This is a genomic window from Mixta tenebrionis (assembly GCF_006517625.1).
Taxonomy (GTDB): Bacteria; Pseudomonadota; Gammaproteobacteria; order Enterobacterales; family Enterobacteriaceae; genus Mixta; species Mixta tenebrionis.
In genome coordinates this window covers 137,588-156,937 of the sequence record NZ_VHQI01000009.1, presented here as the reverse complement: position 1 = coordinate 156,937, position 19,350 = coordinate 137,588, and the positions used below count along the sequence as shown (strand labels likewise).

The window sequence follows — 19,350 nt, the reverse complement described above, 5'->3', positions numbered from 1 at the left end:
ATCCTCAAACAGGTTGCTTTCAGGTAAAGGTTCTGTTGATAAAATAGCCCGCTACCGGCTGCAGCACAGCCCGTCAGCTGTGATAAAGTGATCCGGACGGCTCTTCGGCAGGATATTTCATGCGGCGCATTATATTATTAACTCTCGGCTGGTTGGCTATTTTATTGGGATCGCTGGGCGTAGTCTTGCCGCTGCTGCCCACTACGCCCTTTATTTTATTAGCCGCCTGGTGTTTTGCCCGCTCATCGCCGCGCTTTCATCACTGGCTGCTCTGGCGTTCCTGGTTCGGCGGCTATCTGCGCCACTGGCAGCGGCATCGCGCCTTGCCGCCGGGAGTAAAAGGGCGCGCCATGCTGCTGATGATTGGCACCTTTACGCTGTCGATCTGGCTGGTAAAGCTGCTCTGGCTGCGGATTATGCTGCTTGTTATGCTGGGCGCGCTGCTGTTAATGATGTGGCGCATGCCGGTCGTCGCCGGCGAAAAGCGGAAAGAAAGCGTGGACGGTGACTAAGTTTGTCCGCCGGACGTAACGATTTTTGTCCGCCTGAGCGCGCAGAGCGGCGAACGGTGTTGCATTTATCCTGTGGTTTGCTTAGATTTGTTCGTTTTCGTGCGCGGTTTCCCCGCTATCACTCTTTTCCGTCTGCGGCGCAGCCGTTCAGCGTAAGGCGAAGCTGCGCGAGTCAGTTTAGTATTTACCAGGCATCATATTATGACCGCGACTGCACAGCAGCTTGAATTTCTGAAAGACAGTATTAAAAGCGTTCCGGACTATCCGAAGCCGGGTATCCTGTTTCGTGATGTCACCAGCCTGCTGGAAGATCCGCGCGCTTTCGCTACCACCATCGACCTGTTTGTTGCGCGCTTCCGCGATCGGGGCATCACGAAAGTCGTCGGCACCGAGGCGCGCGGCTTTTTGTTTGGCGCGCCGGTCGCGCTGGGGCTTGGCGTCGGCTTTGTACCGGTACGTAAGCCGGGCAAGCTGCCGCGTGCCACCTGGAGCGAAAGCTACGATCTGGAATATGGCAGCGACCAGCTGGAGCTGCATCGCGATGCGATTAAGCCAGGCGATGTCGTGCTGGTGGTCGACGATCTGCTGGCGACCGGCGGCACCATCGAAGCCACGGTAAAACTGATCCGTCGCGCCGGCGGCGAAGTTAAAGACGCGGCATTCGTTATTAATCTGTTTGATTTAAATGGCGAAGCCCGCCTCAACGCGCTGGGCATCGAATGCTACAGCCTGGTCTCTTTCCCGGGCCACTGAGTTTCCCGCCTTCAGCCTCGCCGTAGCGGCGGGGCTGTGTTAGCATGTTCCACTGGTTTACAACACATCTCGTGAACGAATGAGTTATCAGGTCCTTGCCCGCAAGTGGCGTCCACAAGCGTTTTCCGATGTCGTTGGTCAGGAGCATGTACTGACTGCGCTGGCTAACGGCCTGTCGCTGGGACGAATCCACCACGCTTACCTTTTTTCCGGCACCCGCGGCGTCGGAAAGACCACCATTGCGCGCCTGTTGGCTAAAGGGCTCAATTGCGAAACCGGCATCACCGCCACGCCGTGCGGCGTCTGCGATAACTGCCGCGAAATCGAACAGGGGCGCTTTGTCGATCTGATCGAGATTGACGCCGCCTCGCGCACCAAAGTTGAAGATACGCGCGATCTGCTGGATAACGTGCAGTACGCGCCCGCGCGCGGACGTTTTAAAGTCTATCTGATAGACGAAGTGCATATGCTGTCGCGTCACAGTTTCAACGCCCTGTTGAAAACGCTGGAAGAGCCGCCGGCGCACGTTAAATTTCTGCTGGCGACCACCGATCCGCAAAAGCTGCCGGTTACCATTCTCTCGCGCTGCCTGCAGTTCCACCTGAAAGCGCTGGAGGTCGATCAGATCCGCCAGCAGCTGGAGTATGTGCTGCAGCAGGAAGATATCGCTGCCGAGCCGCGCGCGCTGCAGCTGCTGGCGCGCGCGGCGGATGGCAGCATGCGCGATGCGCTGAGCCTCGCCGATCAGGCGATTGCCAGCGGTGAGGGGCAGGTGACTACCGCCAGCGTCGCCGCGATGCTGGGCACGCTGGATGACGATCAGCCGCTGGCGTTAATCGAGGCGCTGGCCGCCGCCGACGGCCAGCAAACCATGACGCTGCTGCAGCAGGCGGCAAGCCGCGGCGTGGAGTGGGAAGCGCTGCTGGTGGAAATGTTGCGCTTGCTGCACCGCGTTGCGATGATTCAGCTGTTGCCTTCCGCGCTCGGCGATGAATACGCCGGCGTCGGGCAGCGGCTGCGCGAACTGGCGCGCCTTGTTCCGCCGGCGGATGTTCAACTCTATTATCAAACCATCCTGATGGGGCGCAAAGAGCTGCCGCTGGCGCCGGATCGCCGCATGGGCGTCGAGATGACGCTGCTGCGCGCGCTGGCGTTTCATCCGCAGGTAGAGATCGCCGAGCCGGTTACCCGGCCGATAATGACGCCGCAGCCGAACGTTCAGGCGCCGCCTTCCGCCGCCGCGGCATTTTCAGCGGCGGAAGCGCCGCGTGCTGCGCCCGCCGCCACGGCTGCGTCCACTGCCACGACTGCGCCCGCCGCTGGCACGGCTGCGGCCGCCACGGCTGCTGCTCCTGCCGCTGCGCCGGAAGTCGCGCTGCCGGACGCAACCAGCCAGCTGTTACAGGCGCGTACCCAGCTGCTGCGTCAGCAGGGAGCGAATAAAACAAAAAAGAGTGAGCCGGCGGCGCTAAGCGCGCGGCCGGCTGGCTCGGCGCTGGAACGGCTCGCTCAGGTTACCGAGCGCGCCAGTAAAAAACCGGCGGCGGAAAAAGCCGCGCCGTCAAAAAAAGAGGCCTATCGCTGGAAAGCGCAAAATAAGGTAGTGGAAAGCGAGGCGCGACCTGTCGCCACGCCGAAAGCGCTGCGTTCGGCGCTGGAGCATGAGAAAACGCCGGAACTGGCGGCGCGGCTGGCTGAAGAGTCGCTGCAGCGCGACGCCTGGGCGGCAGAGATCGCCGCCCTGACGCTGCCGAAGCTGGTGCAGCAGCTGGCGCTCAACGCCTGGAAAGAGCAAACGCCGCAGGGTATCGTGCTGCATCTGCGCAGCAGCCAGCGCCACCTGAACTCCGCCTCGGCGCAGCAGGTATTAACCGCAGCGTTAAGCGAGGCTGGCGGGAAGCCGGTTGAACTCTCTATCATTGAAGATGATAATCCCGCGGTGTTGACGCCGCTGGAATGGCGTCAGAAGATTTATGAAGAAAAACTGGCGCAGGCGCGTCAGTCCATCATTGCGGATAGCCATATTCAGACTCTGTGTCGCTTTTTTGATGCCGATCTGGATGAGGAAAGTATCCGCCCCGTTTGAATCGCCGCATAACGGTTAAACGCTTACGCGGCCTGAGCAAAGAGAGAAAATTATGTTTGGTAAAGGCGGTTTGGGTAACCTGATGAAACAGGCCCAGCAGATGCAGGACAAAATGCAGCAGGTACAGCAAGAGATCGCTGAAATGGAAGTTACCGGCGAATCTGGCGCGGGCCTGGTGAAAGTCACCATCAACGGCGCGCACAACTGCCGTCGCGTAGAAGTAGACCCAAGCCTGCTGGAAGATGACAAAGAGATGCTGGAAGATCTGGTTGCGGCGGCGTTTAACGATGCGGCGCGCCGTATCGCCGAAGCGCAGCAGGAAAAAATGGCTTCCGTCTCCGCCGGCATGCAGCTGCCGCCGGGCTTTAAGATGCCGTTCTGATGCAAACCAGTCCTTTGCTGGAGTCGTTAATGGAAGCGCTGCGCTGCCTGCCGGGCGTAGGCCCGAAATCGGCGCAGCGTATGGCGTTCCAGCTATTGCAGCGCGATCGCAGCGGAGGCATGCGCCTGGCTCAGGCGCTGACGCGCGCCATGTCGGAAATTGGCCACTGCGCCGACTGCCGCACCTTTACCGAGCAGGAGATCTGCACCATCTGCGCGAATCCGCGTCGCCGGCAGAACGGGCAAATCTGCGTGGTGGAGAGCCCGGCCGATATTCACGCCATTGAACAAACCGGACAGTTCGCCGGGCGCTATTTTGTGCTGATGGGGCACCTCTCCCCGCTGGACGGCATCGGTCCGCAGGATATCGGGCTGGATCGTCTTGAACAGCGGCTGGAGCAGGAAACCATTCAGGAAGTGATCCTCGCCACCAACCCCACGGTAGAAGGCGAAGCGACCGCCAACTATATCGCCGGGCTGTGCGCGCAGTCCGGCGTTGAAGCCAGCCGCATCGCACACGGCGTGCCGGTTGGCGGCGAGCTGGAAATGGTAGACGGCACCACGCTGTCTCACTCGCTGGCCGGACGGCACAAGATTAAATATTAATCACTTGCTGGCACATTCGCTTGTGCCAGCTTGAAAAAGCTTTTCCCATCCCCATCTCTTCCTCAACGTTCGATAAACCTGTTTCAGTTGAGGTAGCCAAACCATGAAAGGACAAGAGACGCGTGGTTTCCAGTCAGAGGTAAAACAACTTCTGCACCTGATGATCCATTCCCTCTATTCGAATAAAGAGATCTTCCTGCGCGAGCTGATTTCCAACGCCTCCGATGCGGCGGATAAGCTGCGTTTCCGCGCGCTGTCAACGCCCGATCTGTATGAAGGCGACGGCGAGCTGCGCGTCAGGGTTTCTGTCGATAAGGAGAACCGTACGCTGACGCTGAGCGATAACGGCATCGGTATGCGTCGCGATGAGGTAATTGAAAACCTCGGCACCATTGCGAAATCAGGCACCAAAGCCTTCCTCGAATCGCTCGGCTCCGATCAGGCGAAAGACAGTCAGCTAATCGGTCAGTTCGGCGTTGGCTTCTACTCAGCGTTTATCGTTGCCGATAAGGTTACCGTACGCACCCGTGCAGCAGGCGCGGCGCCGGAAGAGGGCGTATTCTGGGAATCCGCCGGCGAAGGCGAATATACCATTGACGATCTGACCAAAGCCGATCGCGGCACTGAAATTACCCTGCACCTGCGCGAAGGCGAAGATGAATTCCTCGACAGCTGGCGCGTGCGCAATATCATCAGCAAATATTCCGATCACATCGCGCTGCCGGTAGAGATCGAAAGCAAAGATGAAGAGAGCGATACCACCAGCTGGGAAAAAATTAACAAGGCGCAGGCGCTCTGGACCCGCAACAAATCAGAAGTCAGCGACGAAGAGTACAACGAGTTTTACAAGCATATCGCCCATGACTTTAGCGATCCGCTGATCTGGAGCCACAACCGCGTTGAAGGCAAGCAGGAGTACACCAGCCTGCTCTATATTCCGGCGCGCGCGCCCTGGGATATGTGGAACCGCGATCATAAGCACGGCCTGAAGCTCTACGTGCAGCGCGTCTTTATTATGGACGATGCCGAACAGTTTATGCCGAACTACCTGCGCTTCGTGCGCGGCCTGATTGACTCCAACGATCTGCCGCTCAACGTGTCGCGTGAAATCCTGCAGGACAACCGCATTACGCAGAACCTGCGCAGCGCGCTGACCAAACGCGTCCTGCAAATGCTCGATAAGCTGGCGAAAGATGACGCGGAGAAATACCAGCAGTTCTGGCGCGAATTTGGTCTGGTGCTGAAAGAAGGCCCGGCGGAAGATCACGCCAATCAGCAGGCGATCGCTAAGCTGCTGCGCTTTGCCTCTACCAGCAGCGAAGGTTCGGCGCAGACCGTTGCGCTGGAAGATTACGTCAGCCGTATGGTGGAAGGTCAGGAAAAAATTTACTACATCACCGCCGACAGCTATGCCGCCGCGAAAAGCAGCCCGCACCTGGAGCTGTTCCGTAAGAAAGGCATTGAGGTGCTGCTGCTCTCCGATCGCATCGACGAGTGGATGATGAGCTATCTCACCGAGTTCGATGGCAAAACCTTCCAGTCGGTCAGCAAAGCGGATGAAACGCTGGATAAGCTGGCGGATGAAGAGAACGAGGCGCAGAAAGAAGCGGAAAAAGCGCTGGAGCCGTTTGTTGAGCGCGTGAAAACGTTGCTGGGCGAGCGGGTGAAAGAGGTGCGCCTGACGCATCGTCTTACCGATACGCCAGCAATTGTTACCACTGACGCCAATGAAATCAGCACCCAGATGGCTAAGCTGTTCGCTGCGGCCGGCCAGGACGTGCCGGAGGTCAAATATATCTTTGAGCTGAACCCGGATCATGCGCTGGTGAAACGCACCGCTGATACCGAAGATGAAGCGCGCTTTGCCGAATGGGTCGAACTGCTGCTCGATCAGGCGCTGTTCGCCGAGCGCGGCACGCTGGAAGATCCGAACCAGTTTATCCGCCGCATGAACCAGCTGCTGCTGGCGTAACGCAAATGCCTTACTCAGGCCGGCCATCGCGCCGGCCTTTTGCATTTACGGATTGTCTGAAAAATGCGGCGTATGGTCTGTATCGCGCTGGTATTTGCTGATAAAGCGGTTGATGATAACCGCTGGTAACTTTTTACAGGTCGGAACGGCTTCCGGGCCGGTTTTCTTGTGGTAGCGGGGCCTTAGTGGTATGTTCTTGGCCTTCTGTTAGATCAAAGCAATTCTCAAGGGGATTTACGCAATGCGTATTATTCTGCTCGGCGCTCCGGGCGCAGGTAAGGGCACTCAGGCTCAGTTCATTATGGAGAAGTACGGCATTCCGCAAATCTCCACGGGCGATATGTTGCGTGCGGCGGTAAAAGCCGGCACGGAGCTGGGCAAGCAGGCGAAAGCCATTATGGATGAAGGCAAACTGGTGACCGATGAGCTGGTTATCGCGCTGGTAAAAGAGCGTATTGCGCAGGACGACTGCCGTAACGGTTTCCTGCTCGATGGCTTTCCGCGTACCATCCCACAGGCGGATGCGATGAAAGAAGCCGGCATCAAAATCGACTGCGTTCTGGAGTTCGACGTGCCTGACGAGCTGATCGTCGAGCGTATCGTCGGCCGCCGCGTTCATGCGCCTTCTGGCCGCGTTTATCACGTTAAATTCAATCCGCCGCAGGTGGAAGGCAAAGATGACGTGACCGGCGAAGAGCTGACCACGCGTAAAGACGATCAGGAAGAGACCGTGCGTAAGCGCCTGGTCGAGTACCATGAAATGACCGAGCCGCTGGTGGCCTACTACCAGCAGGAAGCGCAGGCTGGCAATACGCAGTACCACAAAATTGACGGCACGCGTAAAGTGACCGAAGTCAGCGCTGAGCTGGCAACCATCCTCGGTTAATAGCTGCCCCAGCTAATGGCCAGGCGTATCGTATCGATATTCCTGGCTTTTTTATTTCTTCCGCCGCATCGGCGCGCCGTCTTCCTCTTGCTCCGCTTTCCTCTATACTTTGCCGCTAAGCGCTTTCCTCTCTTGCTGGCAGCGGTGCTACCGATGAGCCAATCCGCGCCGGACAGGATAAAATAGCGGTGAGAAAGCAGTTAATCTAATTAAAACAGGGCCATACCATGAGGCAAGATAAACCCGGCGTCCTGCTGGTGAATCTGGGGACGCCAGATGCGCCAACCGCGCCGGCGGTGAAACGCTATCTGAAACAGTTCCTTAGCGACAGGCGCGTGGTCGATACGCCGCGCTGGCTGTGGTGGCCGATCCTCAACGGCATTATTCTGCCGATCCGCTCACCGCGCGTGGCGAAACTTTACGCTTCGGTCTGGATGGCGGAAGGATCGCCGCTGCTGGTTTACAGCAAACGCCAGCGTAACGCGCTGGCCGCGCAGCTTGATATCCCGGTGGAGCTGGGCATGAGCTACGGCACGCCCAGCCTGAAAAGCGCGCTGGATAGCCTGATGGCGCAGGGGGTGACCCGGCTGATCGTACTGCCGCTCTATCCGCAGTTTTCCTGTTCCACCGTCGCCGCGGTCTGGGATGGGCTAAGCGCGGTGTTTGCCGGCTATCGTTCGATGCCCGACGTTCATTTTATCCGCGACTATGCCGAACATCCGGCCTATATCGCCGCGCTGAAGGCTTCGGTGGAGCGCTCATTCGCGCAGCATGGCCAGCCGGATCTGCTGGTGCTCTCTTTCCACGGCATTCCGCAGCGCTTCGCCAATGAAGGCGATGACTATCCGCAGCGCTGCCGCGATACCACCGCTGCGCTGACGCGCGCGCTTGGTCTGAGTGAGAATAAAGTAATGATGACCTTTCAGTCGCGCTTTGGCCGCGAGCCATGGCTAACGCCCTACACCGATGAGACTCTGCGCGGCCTGCCGGCGCAAGGGGTGCGCCATATTCAAATTATGAGCCCAGGCTTTTCCGCCGACTGCCTGGAGACGCTGGAGGAGATTAGCGAGCAGAACCGGGAGTTCTTCCTGCACGCCGGCGGCGAAAAGTTTGAGTATATTCCGGCGTTGAATGACGATGCTGAACACATCGCTATGATGCTGGCGCTGGTGAACGCTCACCGCTGAGTAACGGCGGGGAGTGTGCTATCATTCTCCGCCTGTTTCATTCTGAAGCCAACAATCATGAAATTTCCCGGCCAACGCAAATCCAAACACTATTTTCCCGTCAGCGCCCGCGATCCGCTTCTGCAGCCCGTCCAGCCCGAAAGTGAAACCGGCACCAGCTGGGTAGTCGGCATCGATCAAACGCTGGTCGATATTGAGGCCAGGGTCGACAACGCCTTTGTGGCGCGCTATGGGCTCAGCGTTGGCCACTCGCTGGTGATTGAAGATGACGTTGCCGATGCGCTCTATGCCGAGCTGATGCGTGAGAATCTGATCACCCACCAGTTTGCCGGCGGCACCATCGGCAATACCATGCACAACTATTCGGTGCTGGCGGACGATCGCTCCGTGCTGCTCGGCGTGATGTGTAATAACGTGCAGATCGGCGGTTACGCCTACCGTTATCTCTGTAATACCTCCAGCCGCACCGATCTTAACTATCTGCAGGGCGTTGACGGCGCCATCGGCCGCTGTTTTACGCTGATTGGCGATAACGGCGAGCGCACCTTCGCCATCAGTCCCGGCATGATGAACCAGCTGCGCCCGGAAAGCATCCCGGAAGCGGTAATTGCCGGCGCCTCGGCGCTGGTGCTGACCTCCTATCTGGTACGCTGCAAGCCCGGCGAGCCGATGCCGGAGGCGACCATGCAGGCGGTTGCCTGGGCGAAACAGTACAACGTACCGGTAGTATTGACGCTGGGCACCAAACATGTGATCGCAGAAAATCCGCAGTTCTGGCGCGATTTCCTGCGCGAGCATGTTTCCATCCTGGCGATGAACGAAGAGGAAGGGTTCGAGCTGACCGGCTATGCCGATCCGCTACAGGCGGCGGATAAAGCGCTGGAATGGGTCGATCTGGTGCTCTGCACCGCCGGGCCTAACGGTCTGTACATGGCGGGCTATACCGAAGAGAGCGCGAAGCGCCAGACCAATCACCCGCTGCTGCCCGGCGCCATTGCGGAATTTAATCAGTATGAGTTCAGCCGCGCCATGCGCCATCAGGATTGTCAGCAGCCGCGCCGCATCTATTCGCATATCGCCCCTTATATGGGCGGGCCGGAGAAGATCATGAACACTAACGGGGCAGGGGATGGCGCGCTGGCGGCGCTGCTGCACGATATTACCGCCAACAGCTATCACCGTAATAAGGTGCCCAACTCCAGCAAGCATCAGCGCAGCTACCTGACCTACTCTTCGCTGGCGCAGGTGTGCAAATATGCCAACCGCGTCAGCTATCAGGTGCTGAATCAGCATTCGCCGCGCCTGACGCGCGGCCTGCCGGAGCGGGAAGACAGCCTCGAAGAGGCCTACTGGGAACGCTAAGCCCCAGGCGCGGCGGAGGCCGCGCCGTTATCCATGCTGGTGCTGCGGCCGCTGGATAACAGGCTGCGCTTCCAGCCCCGCTTTCAGCGTCGCCAGCATACTGTTGGCGATCTCGCGCTCGCCCATAATCACGTTATCAGCGCCGCGCTCAAGGATATAGTGCACCTCGTCGTCGTAGTGAGCGCGGGCGATAATTTCCAGATGAGGATGTTTTTCGCGCGCCGCCGCGATAATTTCACCGGCCTCGTAGCCGTTAGGAATACTCATCAGCAGCCAGCGGGCGCAGTCCAGACGCGCCAGCTCCATGGTTTCAACGCGCGCCGCGTTGCCCAGCACCGCGCGGATGCCCTGTTCGCGTAACGTCTCAACGCGATTACGCGCGTTTTCCACCACCACGATCGGCACTTCCGCCTCCATCAGCAGCTTGCTCACCAGGCTGCCTACGCGGCCGTAGCCGACGATCACCGCATGATTGCAGATATTAACCGGGATCTGCTTCTCTTCTTCCGTCGCCTCTTCCAGGCTCTGCTCTTCGAAGTTTTCGTTCTTCTCCAGGTAGCGCTCCAGCAGGGTAAACAGAATCGGGTTGAGCATAATTGACAGGATAGCGCCCGCCAGCACCAGATTACGCCCCTCATCACTGAGCAGATTAAGCGCGATGCCGAGGCCGGCAAGAATAAAGGCGAACTCGCCGATTTGCGCCAGGCTGACGGAAATCGTCAGCGCGGTGCGGCGCGAATGACCGAGCAGGCTTACCAGCAGCCATGCCGCCAGCGATTTGCCCAGCACGATAATCGTCAACACGCCCAGTACCGCCAGCGGCTGCTGCACCATAATCATCGGATCGAACAGCATCCCGACCGACACAAAAAACAGTACGGCAAACGCATCGCGCAGCGGCAGGGTGTCATGGGCGGCGCGATGGCTCAGTTCCGATTCGTTCAGCACCATACCGGCGAAAAAGGCGCCCAGCGCAAAGGAGACATCAAAAAACTCAACGGCGCCGAAGGCGATGCCGAGCGCCAGCGCCAGCACCGATAGCGTAAAGAGTTCACGTGAACCGGTCGCGGCGCTGCGCGCCAGAATCCATGGCACCACGCGGCGGCCTACCACCATCATCAGTACCATAAAGGCGGCGACTTTGCCGATAGTCAGCAGCAGATCCCACGCCAGCAGCGTCAGGCTGGCGTTGCCTTTTTCCAGCATCCCGGCGATGGCGGGCAGCAGCACCAGCGTCAACACCATCACCAGGTCTTCAACAATCAGCCAGCCGATAGCGATTTGCCCGCGCTGGGTATCAATCAGCTGTCGCTCTTCCAGCGCGCGCAGCAGCACCACGGTACTGGCGGTGGAAAGACAGAGGCCGAACACCAGACCGCTCATCCAGCCCCAGCCCAGCGCCAGGCTTAGACCCATACCTAACAGTGTCGCCACGGTAATTTGCGCAATGGCGCCAGGAATGGCGATCGCTTTTACCGCCATTAAATCTTTCAGCGAGAAATGCAGACCGACGCCGAACATCAGCAGAATCACGCCCAGCTCCGCCAGTTCCGGCGCCAGCTTGGTATCGGCGACAAAACCGGGCGTAAAGGGACCCGCCAGCACGCCCGCCAGTAAATAGCCCACCAGCGGGGAAATTCGCAGGCGGTTGGCGAGCATTCCCAAAAGGAAGGCGAGAACAAGGCCTCCGACAATGGTGGTAATCAGCGGGGTGGTGTGGTGCATGCTGTCTCCTTCTGTGTGCAACTGTGTCCGGTTGTAAACAGTGTAAAGCAAAATGGGGACGTTTGCGTGACTATCAACGGAGAAAAATTGAAAAAAGTGCGGTAAATCTAAAAAATTGAATCTGACAGCCATTTTTTTTACTTATGACCCTGTGCCCTTGATATTTACTGCCGACAGGTTTCTTTTTTTTACAAAAATAGCAGGATAAACATGGCTGCCTGAGCGGTTAAGGACCTTAAAAGGAAGGCAAGCGTAGCAAAAAAGCGAAATGCCCGCCGTTTTGCAGCTATCTTTGCCGCAATGGAAAAACTTTTCCTACTTGCGGCGCAGAAGATTGCGGCAGCGTTCCGCTTCAGGCATAACTAGCGCTAACAGGACCGCTTTTTTACGCGATGGCGGACAATTTTATCAGCAGGGCGCCGCTTCCCCGCTACGGCGGCATAACGCGCCTCAAAGCGAGTCGACAAGGAGAACAACGTTGCGCTTTATCAATACCTTAATTATGGGCGGGATCCTCTCCCTGTCTTTGTGTTCTGCGCCGACGCTGGCCTGGGAAAAGGGGCGCGTCTATAAATTTACCGTATTGCACACTAACGATCATCACGGGCGCTTCTGGCAGAATGAGCAGGGCGAGTATGGTCTGGCGGCGCAAAAAACGCTGGTGGATACCATCCGCTATGATGTGCAGGCGCATGGCGGCGCGGTGTTAATCCTTTCCGGCGGTGATATTAATACCGGCGTCCCTGAATCGGACCTACAGGATGCGGAACCAGACTTTCGCGGCATGAACCTCGTAGGTTACGATGCGATGGCGATCGGCAATCATGAGTTTGATAACCCGCTTTCCGTGCTGCGTCAGCAGCAAAAATGGGCGAAGTTTCCGTTACTTTCAGCCAATATCTATCAAAAAAGCAGCGGACAGCGTCTTTTCCAGCCTTATGCGCTGTTTAACCGCATGGGTCTGAAAATTGCGGTGATCGGTCTGACCACCGATGACACGGCGAAAATCGGCAATCCGGAATACCTGACCGACATTGAATTTCGTCCGCCTGCGGACGAGGCGAAAAGCGTGGTGGAAGCGCTACGCGCGACGGAAAAGCCGGATGTCATTATCGCCGCTACCCATATGGGGCATTACGATGACGGCAAACATGGCTCTAACGCGCCCGGCGATGTGGAAATGGCGCGTGCGCTGCCGATGGGCTATCTCGATCTGATCGTCGGCGGCCATTCACAGGATGCGGTATGCATGGCGCAGGATAATCAGAAACAGGTGGATTATGTGCCGGGATCGCCCTGCAGGCCCGATCGCCAAAATGGAACCTGGATCGTGCAGGCGCATGAGTGGGGCAAATATGTGGGCCGCGCCGATTTCACCTTCAGAGACGGCGTGCTGACGCTGGAAAATTATCAGCTGATACCGGTTAATCTGAAGCACAAGGTTAAAAACAGCGAAGGTAAAGAAGAGTGGATTAATTATCAGCCTGAAATTGCGCCTAACAGCGCGATGCTGAAGCTGCTGATGCCTTTCCAGAAAAAAGGCGAGGCGCAGCTGAATGTGCAGGTGGGCAGCGTTGATGAGCGGCTGGAAGGCGATCGTCACAAGGTGCGCTTTGTCCAGACCAACCTGGCGCGGCTGATGCTGATGGCGCAGATTGAGCGGACAAAGGCTGATTTTGCCGTGATGAGCGGCGGCGGCGTGCGTGATTCTATCGCCGCCGGGCCGATTAGCTATAAAGATGTGCTGAAGGTGCAGCCGTTCGGTAATACGCTGTGCCATGTAGAGATGAAGGGCAGCGAGGTGGAAAAATATCTCGCCGTGGTGGCGAACAAACAGGTTGATTCCGGCGCTTACGCGCAGTTTGCCAACGTCAGCCTGGTGGCGGATGGCGCAGGCGTCAGTGAAATAAAAATCAACGGCGAACCGCTGCAGGCAGATAAAGTGTATCGTATGGCGACGTTGAGCTTTAACGCCAGCGGCGGTGATGGCTATCCGGCTATCGATAAGCTGCCGGGCTTTGTTAATACCGGCTTTGTCGATGCGGAAGTGCTGAAGCAATATATTGAGCAGCATTCGCCGCTGAAGGCGGCAGATTATATGCCGCGCGGGGAGATCGTTTATCTTAGCGCGCAACAGAAGCAGGAGCGCCAGCAACAGCAGGAAAAACGCCGGCGCAGCTATCCGCAGATGATCCTGGCCTGGCTGACCGGCGAAGAGTAAGCCCTGAATCCCTCGCCGTGCCGGGCGGCGAGGGCTGGCGTTCAGCTTCAGCCCGGCGCGCCGGCGCGCTGGCCCAGCCATTTTTCCCGCAGCTTATCCCATAACCAGTTATAAAGCATGGTATAGGGCAGAAAAAAGATGAAGAAGCCGATTTCCAGCATAAACGCCTGCAACAGACTGATATCTAACATAAAGGCGGCAATCGGCAGGCCGATAATGATAAAACCGCCTTCAAAACCGAGCGCGTGCAGCGTACGTAATCCCAGCCGTCGCGGCTTGCCCGGCGGGAAGAGGCGATCAAACAGCGCGTTATAGATGATATTCCACAGCATCGCCACCGTTGAGAGCATTAGCGCCACCGCGCCCATCTGAAACAGCGGCTTATTCATGATTAACGCCGCTACGGGCGACGCCGTTAAAATAGCCAGCGCTTCAAAGCCAACGGCATGTAACAGGCGTTCTTTAAACGAACGGGTACGCATAACCCCTCCTTATTTAACAGAAGGCATATTTTCTTTATCTCTTCCGTTAAAATGAAATCACCACCCATCGATAAAAGCGATAGAAAGATGCGTTATTCACCGGAATCATTGCAGGCGTTCGTGCAAACGGTAGAAAGCGGCTCTTTTTCCGCCGCGGCGCGTGCGCTGGGAAAAAGCCAGTCCACCATCAGCGCGGCGGTAGCCAATCTGGAAGCTGACCTGGGGTTTCAACTGTTTCATCGGGAGGGGCGCGCGCCGCTCTTAACCGAGGCGGGCGTACGGGCGCTGCGTCAGGTCGAAGATATTCTCGCGGCCAGCCAGCGGCTGGATGAACTGGCGGTACGGCTGTCGACAGACGTTGAGCCGCGCCTTAGCATGGCGGTGTCCGATTTCTGGCAGGCCGATCATCATGAACAGCTGCTGAAAGAGTTTGCGGCGCGTTATCCCCATATTGAACTGGAATGTATGCTTGCTGAGGACGAAGATGTCATCGAGCTGCTGCAAAGCGGACGCAGCCACCTCGGCGTAATCCGCGCGCAGCAACGGCTACCCGTGCCGATCGTCGCCTCACGCTTACAGGTACAGGCGCAGATGGCGATTTTTATTCACCGCCGTCATCCGCTGGCTCGTCAGGCGTCGGTTAGCCAGGCGGAGCTGGAGCGGGTGCGTCAGCTAAAGCTCAACACCTGGGCGGGCAGGGAAAATATGTCGCGCGGGCAGGTCTGGACCGCTCCTTCTTATCTACTGCTGCTGGAAATGGCGGAGCTGGAGTTCGGCTGGTCGATTCTGCCGCGCTGGCTGGTGGAGCAGTTTGGACATGGCGTACTGGTGGCGCTGCCGGTAGCGGGCTGGCCGCAGAACATCGCGGTGGATGCGGTATGGTCAACGCGCACCCCGCCGGGGCCGGCAGGGCGCTGGATGATTGACCGGCTGTGCGCCCAGCGCGCCTAATCGCAGCGGGCGATATCAGCCAGGCTGGCGTTGAGCAGCGCGGCCAGATCGCTGGCGGCCAGCTCAATGTCCAGACCGCGCTTGCCGCCGGAGATAAAAATAGTAGGAAAGGCGTTTGCCTGGTTATCGATCACCGTCGGCAGACGCTTTTTTTGCCCCAGCGGGCTGATGCCGCCAACCAGATAACCGGTTACGCGCTGCGCCAGCTGCGGATCGGCCATCTCCGCTTTTTTCGCTCCCAGCGCCTTTGCCACTTTTTTTAAATCCAGCTGGCTGGCTACCGGCGTCACTGCGACGGCAAGATGTTTTTCATCGCCGTTCAGCGCTACCAGCAGGGTTTTATACACCTGCTGCGGATTGAGATTGAGTTTGCGCACCACCTCATCGCCGAAGTTGGTCTCATGGCTGTCATGTTCGTAAGGGTGGAGAGTAAAAGGAATGTTGTTTTTTTCCAGCAGTTTTATCGCGGGCGTCATCGCTTGTTCCTGACAGTGTAAACTTACAAATTGGTGAAAAATAGCGCTGGCGAAACGCCAGACTTTGAGAGAAAATTGCTCACGCATTGGCAGTTCATCTGCCGATGAATAACCAAAATCATAAAAACTAATTCCTCTTTGACGGGCCGATAGCAATATTGGCCTTTTTTTTATTTACGTTTCAGCAGCGCAGGTAGATTGTTTTCGCCGTACAGATGCAGCGCGCCGACCGCCACTACGTAACGGCCCGGCGGCAGGGCGCGCAGCTGGCTGTCCCAGCGCTGGTTGCGCTGGTTCATTAGCACATCGTTCAGTTCTGAGCAGAAGGTGGTTGGCAGCGCCGGATGCTGCTGCTGCGGCGGTTTATCCAGCCACCAGCCGATCATCGTCTGCAACAGGCGGGCGTTGGTGTGCCAGTGCTCCAGCGTATCGGCCAGCAGCGAGCCGCCGTTGTCCGGCAGCATTTTCAACAGGTCGAGCTGTTCTCCGGCGCCTTCAAGCTCAATAACGCGCCGCCCGCGGCTGTGCGCAGCCTGCAACAGCTGATAATCAACGCCGTAATCGGGACGCAGGCCCAGCCGTTGCGCCTGCTGGGCCTGCAGCATCAGGGCGATTTGCCAGGCGGGCAGCGGATCGAGCTGGGCGAGCGTAAGTTGAAACTCATCGCACAGGCGGCTCAGACGCTGCAGGGTATCCGCATCAAGCCTTTCCGTCAGCGGCGGCTGGGGTTCGCTGTAGCTAAACGGCGAGGCGCTGCCGGTAATATCCGCCTCGACAATCAGGGCGTCGGCCGTTTCCAGCTTCTGCAGCAGCGCCGGCGGCAGCGGCATCATATTGCGCGTTCCCATGTGGATGCTGCCCACCAGATGCAGCTGCCGCTGCCCCGGCAGCCAGATATCGGAAGCAGGCCAGCGGTAGTGCGTTGGCAATAGCCGGTGGAACAGCGCCTTCAGGTTATACAGCCAGTTCTCCATCTATTCACCCGTTTCCGCCCGTAAACGCCCCATGCTAGCGGTTTCATTTACAGATGAACAGGCGAAAGCGCGGAAGGTTACGCTTTTGGCGGCTGGTAACGCAGCAGGCGATTCGCATTGCTGACCACGGTTATGGAAGAGAGCGCCATCGCCGCTCCGGCAATCACCGGGCTGAGCAGCATTCCCGTCAGCGGCCACAGTACGCCGGCCGCAATGGGAATACCCAATGAGTTATAAATAAATGCACCCAGCAGATTCTGCCGCATATTACGCAGCGTGGCTTTAGCAATAGCTAACGCATCGACCACGCTGTGCAAATCGTGACGCATCAGGGTCATGGCGGCGGTTTCGATCGCCACATCGCTGCCTCCGCCCATGGCGATTCCGACGTCGGCCTGAGCCAGCGCGGGCGCGTCATTAATACCGTCGCCGATCATCGCGACCTTATGCCCCGCCTGCTGCAGACGCACAATCGCCTGCGCCTTGCCGTCCGGCAGCACGCCGGCGATAACTTGATCCAACCCGGCTTCGCGAGCAATCGCCTGGGCGGTGATTTCGTTATCGCCGGTCAGCATAATCAAGCGGTAGCCCAGCCCGTGCAGGCGCTGTAGCGCCGCGACGCTTTCCGCGCGCAGCGGATCGCGAATGGCCAGCAGCCCCGCCAGCTTGCCATCAACGGCAAGAAAAACCGGCGTAGCGCCCTGGGCGGCCTGTTCGTTGGCAAGGGCCATCGCCTGCTGCGCCTCTGTCTGCTGTTGCGCCAGCAGAGCGGCGTTGCCCAGCAGCATCGTTCTGCCTTCCAGCATCGCGCTCAGCCCCAGCCCGCGTAGGGTACGTAACCGATCGCTGGCCGGTAAGTTAGCGTTCTCGCCGGCGCGATCGCGAATCGCTTTCGCCAGCGGATGATTCGATCCCTGCTCCAGCGCCGCCGCCCAGCGCAGCACCTGCGCTTCGCTAAAATCGTTAAAGGCGACGATCTGCGTTACCTGCGGCGCGCCTTTGGTCAGGGTGCCGGTTTTATCAAAAACCAGCGTATCCAGCTCGCTGGCGCGCTGCAGGGCGTCCGCATCGCGCACCAGCACGCCGAACTCCGCCGCGCGTCCCACGCCGGCGATAATCGACATCGGGGTGGCCAGCCCCAGCGCGCAGGGGCAGGCGATAATCAGTACCGTCGTCGCGATCACCAGCATATAAACCAGCGAGGGCTGCGGGCCGAAGAAATACCAGACGGCAGCGCTGAACAGGGCGATCAGCACTACCGCAGGGACAAAAATGCTGGAAATACGATCGGCCAGCTGCCCAATGGCGGGCTTGCTGCTTTGCGCCTGACGCACCAGCTGGATAATGCGCGACAGCGTCGTATTTTTGCCGATGGCGCTGGCCTGAAACAGCAGCGTGCCATCCTGCACCAGCGTACCGGCATGGATCGCCTCGCCCGCCGATCGGTTTTGCGGCAGCGGTTCGCCGGTGAGCATCGATTCATCAATCCAGGCTTCGCCCTCGCTCACCGTGCCATCTACCGGGACGCGATCGCCGGCCGTCAGCCGTAAGGTCATGCCCAGCTGAACCTCGCTGAGCGGTACGCTGCGCTCGCCCTGTTGCGTGACCACGCGAGCGGTGGCCGGAGTCAGATCCAGCAGGCGCTCCAGCGCGCGCGAAGAGCGCTGGCGCGCGCGTTGCTCCAGCGCATGGCCCAGATTAATCAGGCCGATAATCATGGCGCTGGCTTCATAATAGAGATGGCGCGCCGCCGCCGGGAAGAAATCTGGCCACAGGTTGACGCTGATGGAGTAGAGCCAGGCCGCCAGCGTGCCCAGCGCCACCAGGGTATCCATGGTGGCGGAGCCGTTGCGCAAGCTGCGCCAGGCGCTGCGATAGAAATGGCCGCCCGCCGCGATCATCACCAGCAGCGTCAGGACGCCCACCACCAGCCAGCCGCTGCGGTTGCTGGCGGTCAGCATCATATTGTCGCCGAACAGGCCATAAATCATTAACGGTACGCCCAGCGCCAGCGCCAGCGCGGACTGCCAGCTAAAGCGGCGCATCGCCTGCTGCGCGCTGAGCTGCTGTTTTTCGCGCCGTTCGCTTTCGTCGCCGATCACTTCCGCGCCGTAGCCGGCGTTAACCACGGCGGCGACCAGCGCCTCCGGCTGCGGAGAACCGATAATCAGCGCGCTGCGCTCGGCAAGGTTGACGCGCGCCTGTCGCACGCCTTCAACCTGCGCCAGCGCCTTTTCCACCCGGCTGACGCAGCTGGCGCAGCTCATGCCGTCGATCAGCAGCTGATAGTTTTCCGCTGCGGCATCAGCCTGTGCCGGAAGCTGTGAACGATCCGCTGTCAGCGCTTCCGGCGCGGCATCTGATGCTGTCAGCGGTTCAGGCTTTGGGCGCGAGCCTTGCTGGAGGCTGGCCGTATAGCCGGCCTGCTCAACGGTGGCGATCAGATCTTCCGCGCTGGCTTCACCCGTTACCTGCGCTTCGTTTAACGTCACTTCAGCCTGCTGAACGTCTGCGCGCTGTTCCAGCGCCTCTTTGACGCGCTTAACGCAGTGGCCGCATGACAGGCCGTCCAGCGCCAGATTGATGGTTTGTGGCATAAACTATCTCCTTTCTGCCTGAGCAAAATACTGTTTTGATGAGATCTAAGGGTAAACCTTCCTTCAAGGGGAAGGTCAAGTTTTCCCGCGAAGTTTTCAGGATGCAGGCAGGGCGGCGCTTTATCCTTCTTCATCCACAGGGGAAAAGAGCGGCGAACCGACAGGACAGAAGGGCGTCT

At 58.7% G+C, this 19,350-nt stretch carries 16 protein-coding genes and 1 other annotated feature; of the genes, 11 read left to right on the top strand and 5 right to left on the bottom strand.

Features of this window, described 5'->3' with window-relative positions; all coding sequences use genetic code 11:
* Positions 1 to 119 precede the first annotated feature (119 nt).
* From FKM52_RS15565 to FKM52_RS15525, 9 genes are all read left to right on the top strand, one after another.
* Complete coding sequence (locus FKM52_RS15565; RefSeq protein WP_141177072.1) at positions 120 to 512, top strand: DUF454 family protein; 393 nt, start codon at positions 120 to 122, stop codon at positions 510 to 512.
* A 201-nt stretch (positions 513 to 713) separates the two neighbouring features.
* Entirely contained in the window at positions 714 to 1,265 is a 552-nt protein-coding gene (gene apt / locus FKM52_RS15560) for an adenine phosphoribosyltransferase (RefSeq protein ID WP_141177071.1), read from the top strand.
* Positions 1,266 to 1,344: 79 nt separating this feature from the next.
* Positions 1,345 to 3,351, top strand: coding sequence for a DNA polymerase III subunit gamma/tau (gene dnaX, locus FKM52_RS15555; RefSeq protein ID WP_141177070.1), 2,007 nt, complete (start codon positions 1,345 to 1,347; stop codon positions 3,349 to 3,351).
* Positions 2,693 to 2,754: a sequence feature (DnaX frameshifting element), on the top strand. (Overlaps the previous gene by 62 nt.)
* Before the next feature lie 52 nt (positions 3,352 to 3,403).
* Positions 3,404 to 3,733 (top strand): YbaB/EbfC family nucleoid-associated protein, encoded by a 330-nt coding sequence (locus tag FKM52_RS15550; RefSeq protein ID WP_141177069.1) that lies wholly within the window; start codon positions 3,404 to 3,406, stop codon positions 3,731 to 3,733.
* Entirely contained in the window at positions 3,733 to 4,338 is a 606-nt protein-coding gene (gene recR / locus FKM52_RS15545; RefSeq protein WP_141177068.1) for a recombination mediator RecR, read from the top strand. Before FKM52_RS15550 ends, recR begins: the two co-directional genes overlap by 1 nt.
* A 103-nt stretch (positions 4,339 to 4,441) precedes the next feature.
* The gene (gene htpG / locus FKM52_RS15540; RefSeq protein ID WP_141177067.1) at positions 4,442 to 6,310 is read left to right on the top strand and encodes a molecular chaperone HtpG; all 1,869 of its coding nucleotides are present in this window, start codon (positions 4,442 to 4,444) and stop codon (positions 6,308 to 6,310) included.
* Between the two features lie 241 nt (positions 6,311 to 6,551).
* Positions 6,552 to 7,196 carry an adenylate kinase gene (gene adk / locus FKM52_RS15535; protein ID WP_141177066.1) on the top strand — a complete coding sequence of 215 codons (645 nt, stop codon included), beginning with the start codon at positions 6,552 to 6,554 and terminating at the stop codon, positions 7,194 to 7,196.
* A 227-nt stretch (positions 7,197 to 7,423) separates the two neighbouring features.
* A complete protein-coding gene (gene hemH / locus FKM52_RS15530) occupies positions 7,424 to 8,383 on the top strand; it encodes a ferrochelatase (protein WP_141177065.1) in 960 nt (319 codons plus the stop codon).
* A 57-nt stretch (positions 8,384 to 8,440) separates the two neighbouring features.
* Positions 8,441 to 9,745 carry an inosine/guanosine kinase gene (locus FKM52_RS15525; protein WP_141177064.1) on the top strand — a complete coding sequence of 435 codons (1,305 nt, stop codon included), beginning with the start codon at positions 8,441 to 8,443 and terminating at the stop codon, positions 9,743 to 9,745.
* Between the two features lie 27 nt (positions 9,746 to 9,772).
* Here the strand turns inward: FKM52_RS15525 and ybaL are convergent, their stop codons facing one another.
* Entirely contained in the window at positions 9,773 to 11,470 is a 1,698-nt protein-coding gene (gene ybaL, locus FKM52_RS15520) for a YbaL family putative K(+) efflux transporter (protein WP_141177063.1), read from the bottom strand.
* Between the two features lie 502 nt (positions 11,471 to 11,972).
* On the opposite strand from ybaL, the gene ushA reads away from it, so the two are divergent.
* A complete protein-coding gene (ushA, locus tag FKM52_RS15515) occupies positions 11,973 to 13,691 on the top strand; it encodes a bifunctional UDP-sugar hydrolase/5'-nucleotidase UshA (protein ID WP_141177104.1) in 1,719 nt (572 codons plus the stop codon).
* A gap of 47 nt (positions 13,692 to 13,738) precedes the next feature.
* Here ushA and FKM52_RS15510 read toward each other — a convergent pair whose 3' ends face one another.
* The gene (locus FKM52_RS15510) at positions 13,739 to 14,173 is read right to left on the bottom strand and encodes a multidrug/biocide efflux PACE transporter (protein ID WP_141177062.1); all 435 of its coding nucleotides are present in this window, start codon (positions 14,171 to 14,173) and stop codon (positions 13,739 to 13,741) included.
* A gap of 87 nt (positions 14,174 to 14,260) precedes the next feature.
* Here FKM52_RS15510 and FKM52_RS15505 point away from each other — a divergent pair, with 87 nt between their 5' ends.
* Positions 14,261 to 15,124: a LysR family transcriptional regulator gene (locus FKM52_RS15505; protein WP_141177061.1), complete on the top strand. Its 864-nt coding sequence runs from the start codon at positions 14,261 to 14,263 to the stop codon at positions 15,122 to 15,124.
* Here the strand turns inward: FKM52_RS15505 and ybaK are convergent.
* The 3 genes from ybaK to copA form a co-directional block, all read right to left on the bottom strand.
* Positions 15,121 to 15,600: a Cys-tRNA(Pro)/Cys-tRNA(Cys) deacylase YbaK gene (gene ybaK, locus FKM52_RS15500; protein WP_141177060.1), complete on the bottom strand. Its 480-nt coding sequence runs from the start codon at positions 15,598 to 15,600 to the stop codon at positions 15,121 to 15,123. The two genes, FKM52_RS15505 and ybaK, sit on opposite strands and share 4 nt — an antisense overlap.
* A 170-nt stretch (positions 15,601 to 15,770) precedes the next feature.
* Positions 15,771 to 16,574, bottom strand: a complete 804-nt coding sequence (locus tag FKM52_RS15495; RefSeq protein WP_141177059.1) for a TraB/GumN family protein — start codon at positions 16,572 to 16,574, stop codon at positions 15,771 to 15,773.
* A 77-nt stretch (positions 16,575 to 16,651) separates the two neighbouring features.
* Positions 16,652 to 19,171, bottom strand: coding sequence for a copper-exporting P-type ATPase CopA (gene copA, locus FKM52_RS15490; RefSeq protein WP_141177058.1), 2,520 nt, complete (start codon positions 19,169 to 19,171; stop codon positions 16,652 to 16,654).
* Between the last annotated feature and the right edge of the window lie 179 nt (positions 19,172 to 19,350).

Bases quoted from the DNA above. Each gene is read 5' to 3' on its own strand.
- recR (WP_141177068.1), top strand. From the start codon at position 3,733: ATGCAAACCAGTCCTTTGCTGGAGTCGTTAATGGAAGCGCTGCGCTGC.
- ybaK (WP_141177060.1), bottom strand. From the start codon at position 15,600: ATGACGCCCGCGATAAAACTGCTGGAAAAAAACAACATTCCTTTTACT.
- apt (WP_141177071.1), top strand. From the start codon at position 714: ATGACCGCGACTGCACAGCAGCTTGAATTTCTGAAAGACAGTATTAAA.
- htpG (WP_141177067.1), top strand. From the start codon at position 4,442: ATGAAAGGACAAGAGACGCGTGGTTTCCAGTCAGAGGTAAAACAACTT.
- FKM52_RS15525 (WP_141177064.1), top strand. From the start codon at position 8,441: ATGAAATTTCCCGGCCAACGCAAATCCAAACACTATTTTCCCGTCAGC.
- adk (WP_141177066.1), top strand. From the start codon at position 6,552: ATGCGTATTATTCTGCTCGGCGCTCCGGGCGCAGGTAAGGGCACTCAG.
- dnaX (WP_141177070.1), top strand. From the start codon at position 1,345: ATGAGTTATCAGGTCCTTGCCCGCAAGTGGCGTCCACAAGCGTTTTCC.
- hemH (WP_141177065.1), top strand. From the start codon at position 7,424: ATGAGGCAAGATAAACCCGGCGTCCTGCTGGTGAATCTGGGGACGCCA.
- copA (WP_141177058.1), bottom strand. From the start codon at position 19,171: ATGCCACAAACCATCAATCTGGCGCTGGACGGCCTGTCATGCGGCCAC.
- FKM52_RS15565 (WP_141177072.1), top strand. From the start codon at position 120: ATGCGGCGCATTATATTATTAACTCTCGGCTGGTTGGCTATTTTATTG.
- FKM52_RS15510 (WP_141177062.1), bottom strand. From the start codon at position 14,173: ATGCGTACCCGTTCGTTTAAAGAACGCCTGTTACATGCCGTTGGCTTT.
- ybaL (WP_141177063.1), bottom strand. From the start codon at position 11,470: ATGCACCACACCACCCCGCTGATTACCACCATTGTCGGAGGCCTTGTT.
- ushA (WP_141177104.1), top strand. From the start codon at position 11,973: ATGGGCGGGATCCTCTCCCTGTCTTTGTGTTCTGCGCCGACGCTGGCC.
- FKM52_RS15550 (WP_141177069.1), top strand. From the start codon at position 3,404: ATGTTTGGTAAAGGCGGTTTGGGTAACCTGATGAAACAGGCCCAGCAG.
- FKM52_RS15505 (WP_141177061.1), top strand. From the start codon at position 14,261: ATGCGTTATTCACCGGAATCATTGCAGGCGTTCGTGCAAACGGTAGAA.
- FKM52_RS15495 (WP_141177059.1), bottom strand. From the start codon at position 16,574: ATGGAGAACTGGCTGTATAACCTGAAGGCGCTGTTCCACCGGCTATTG.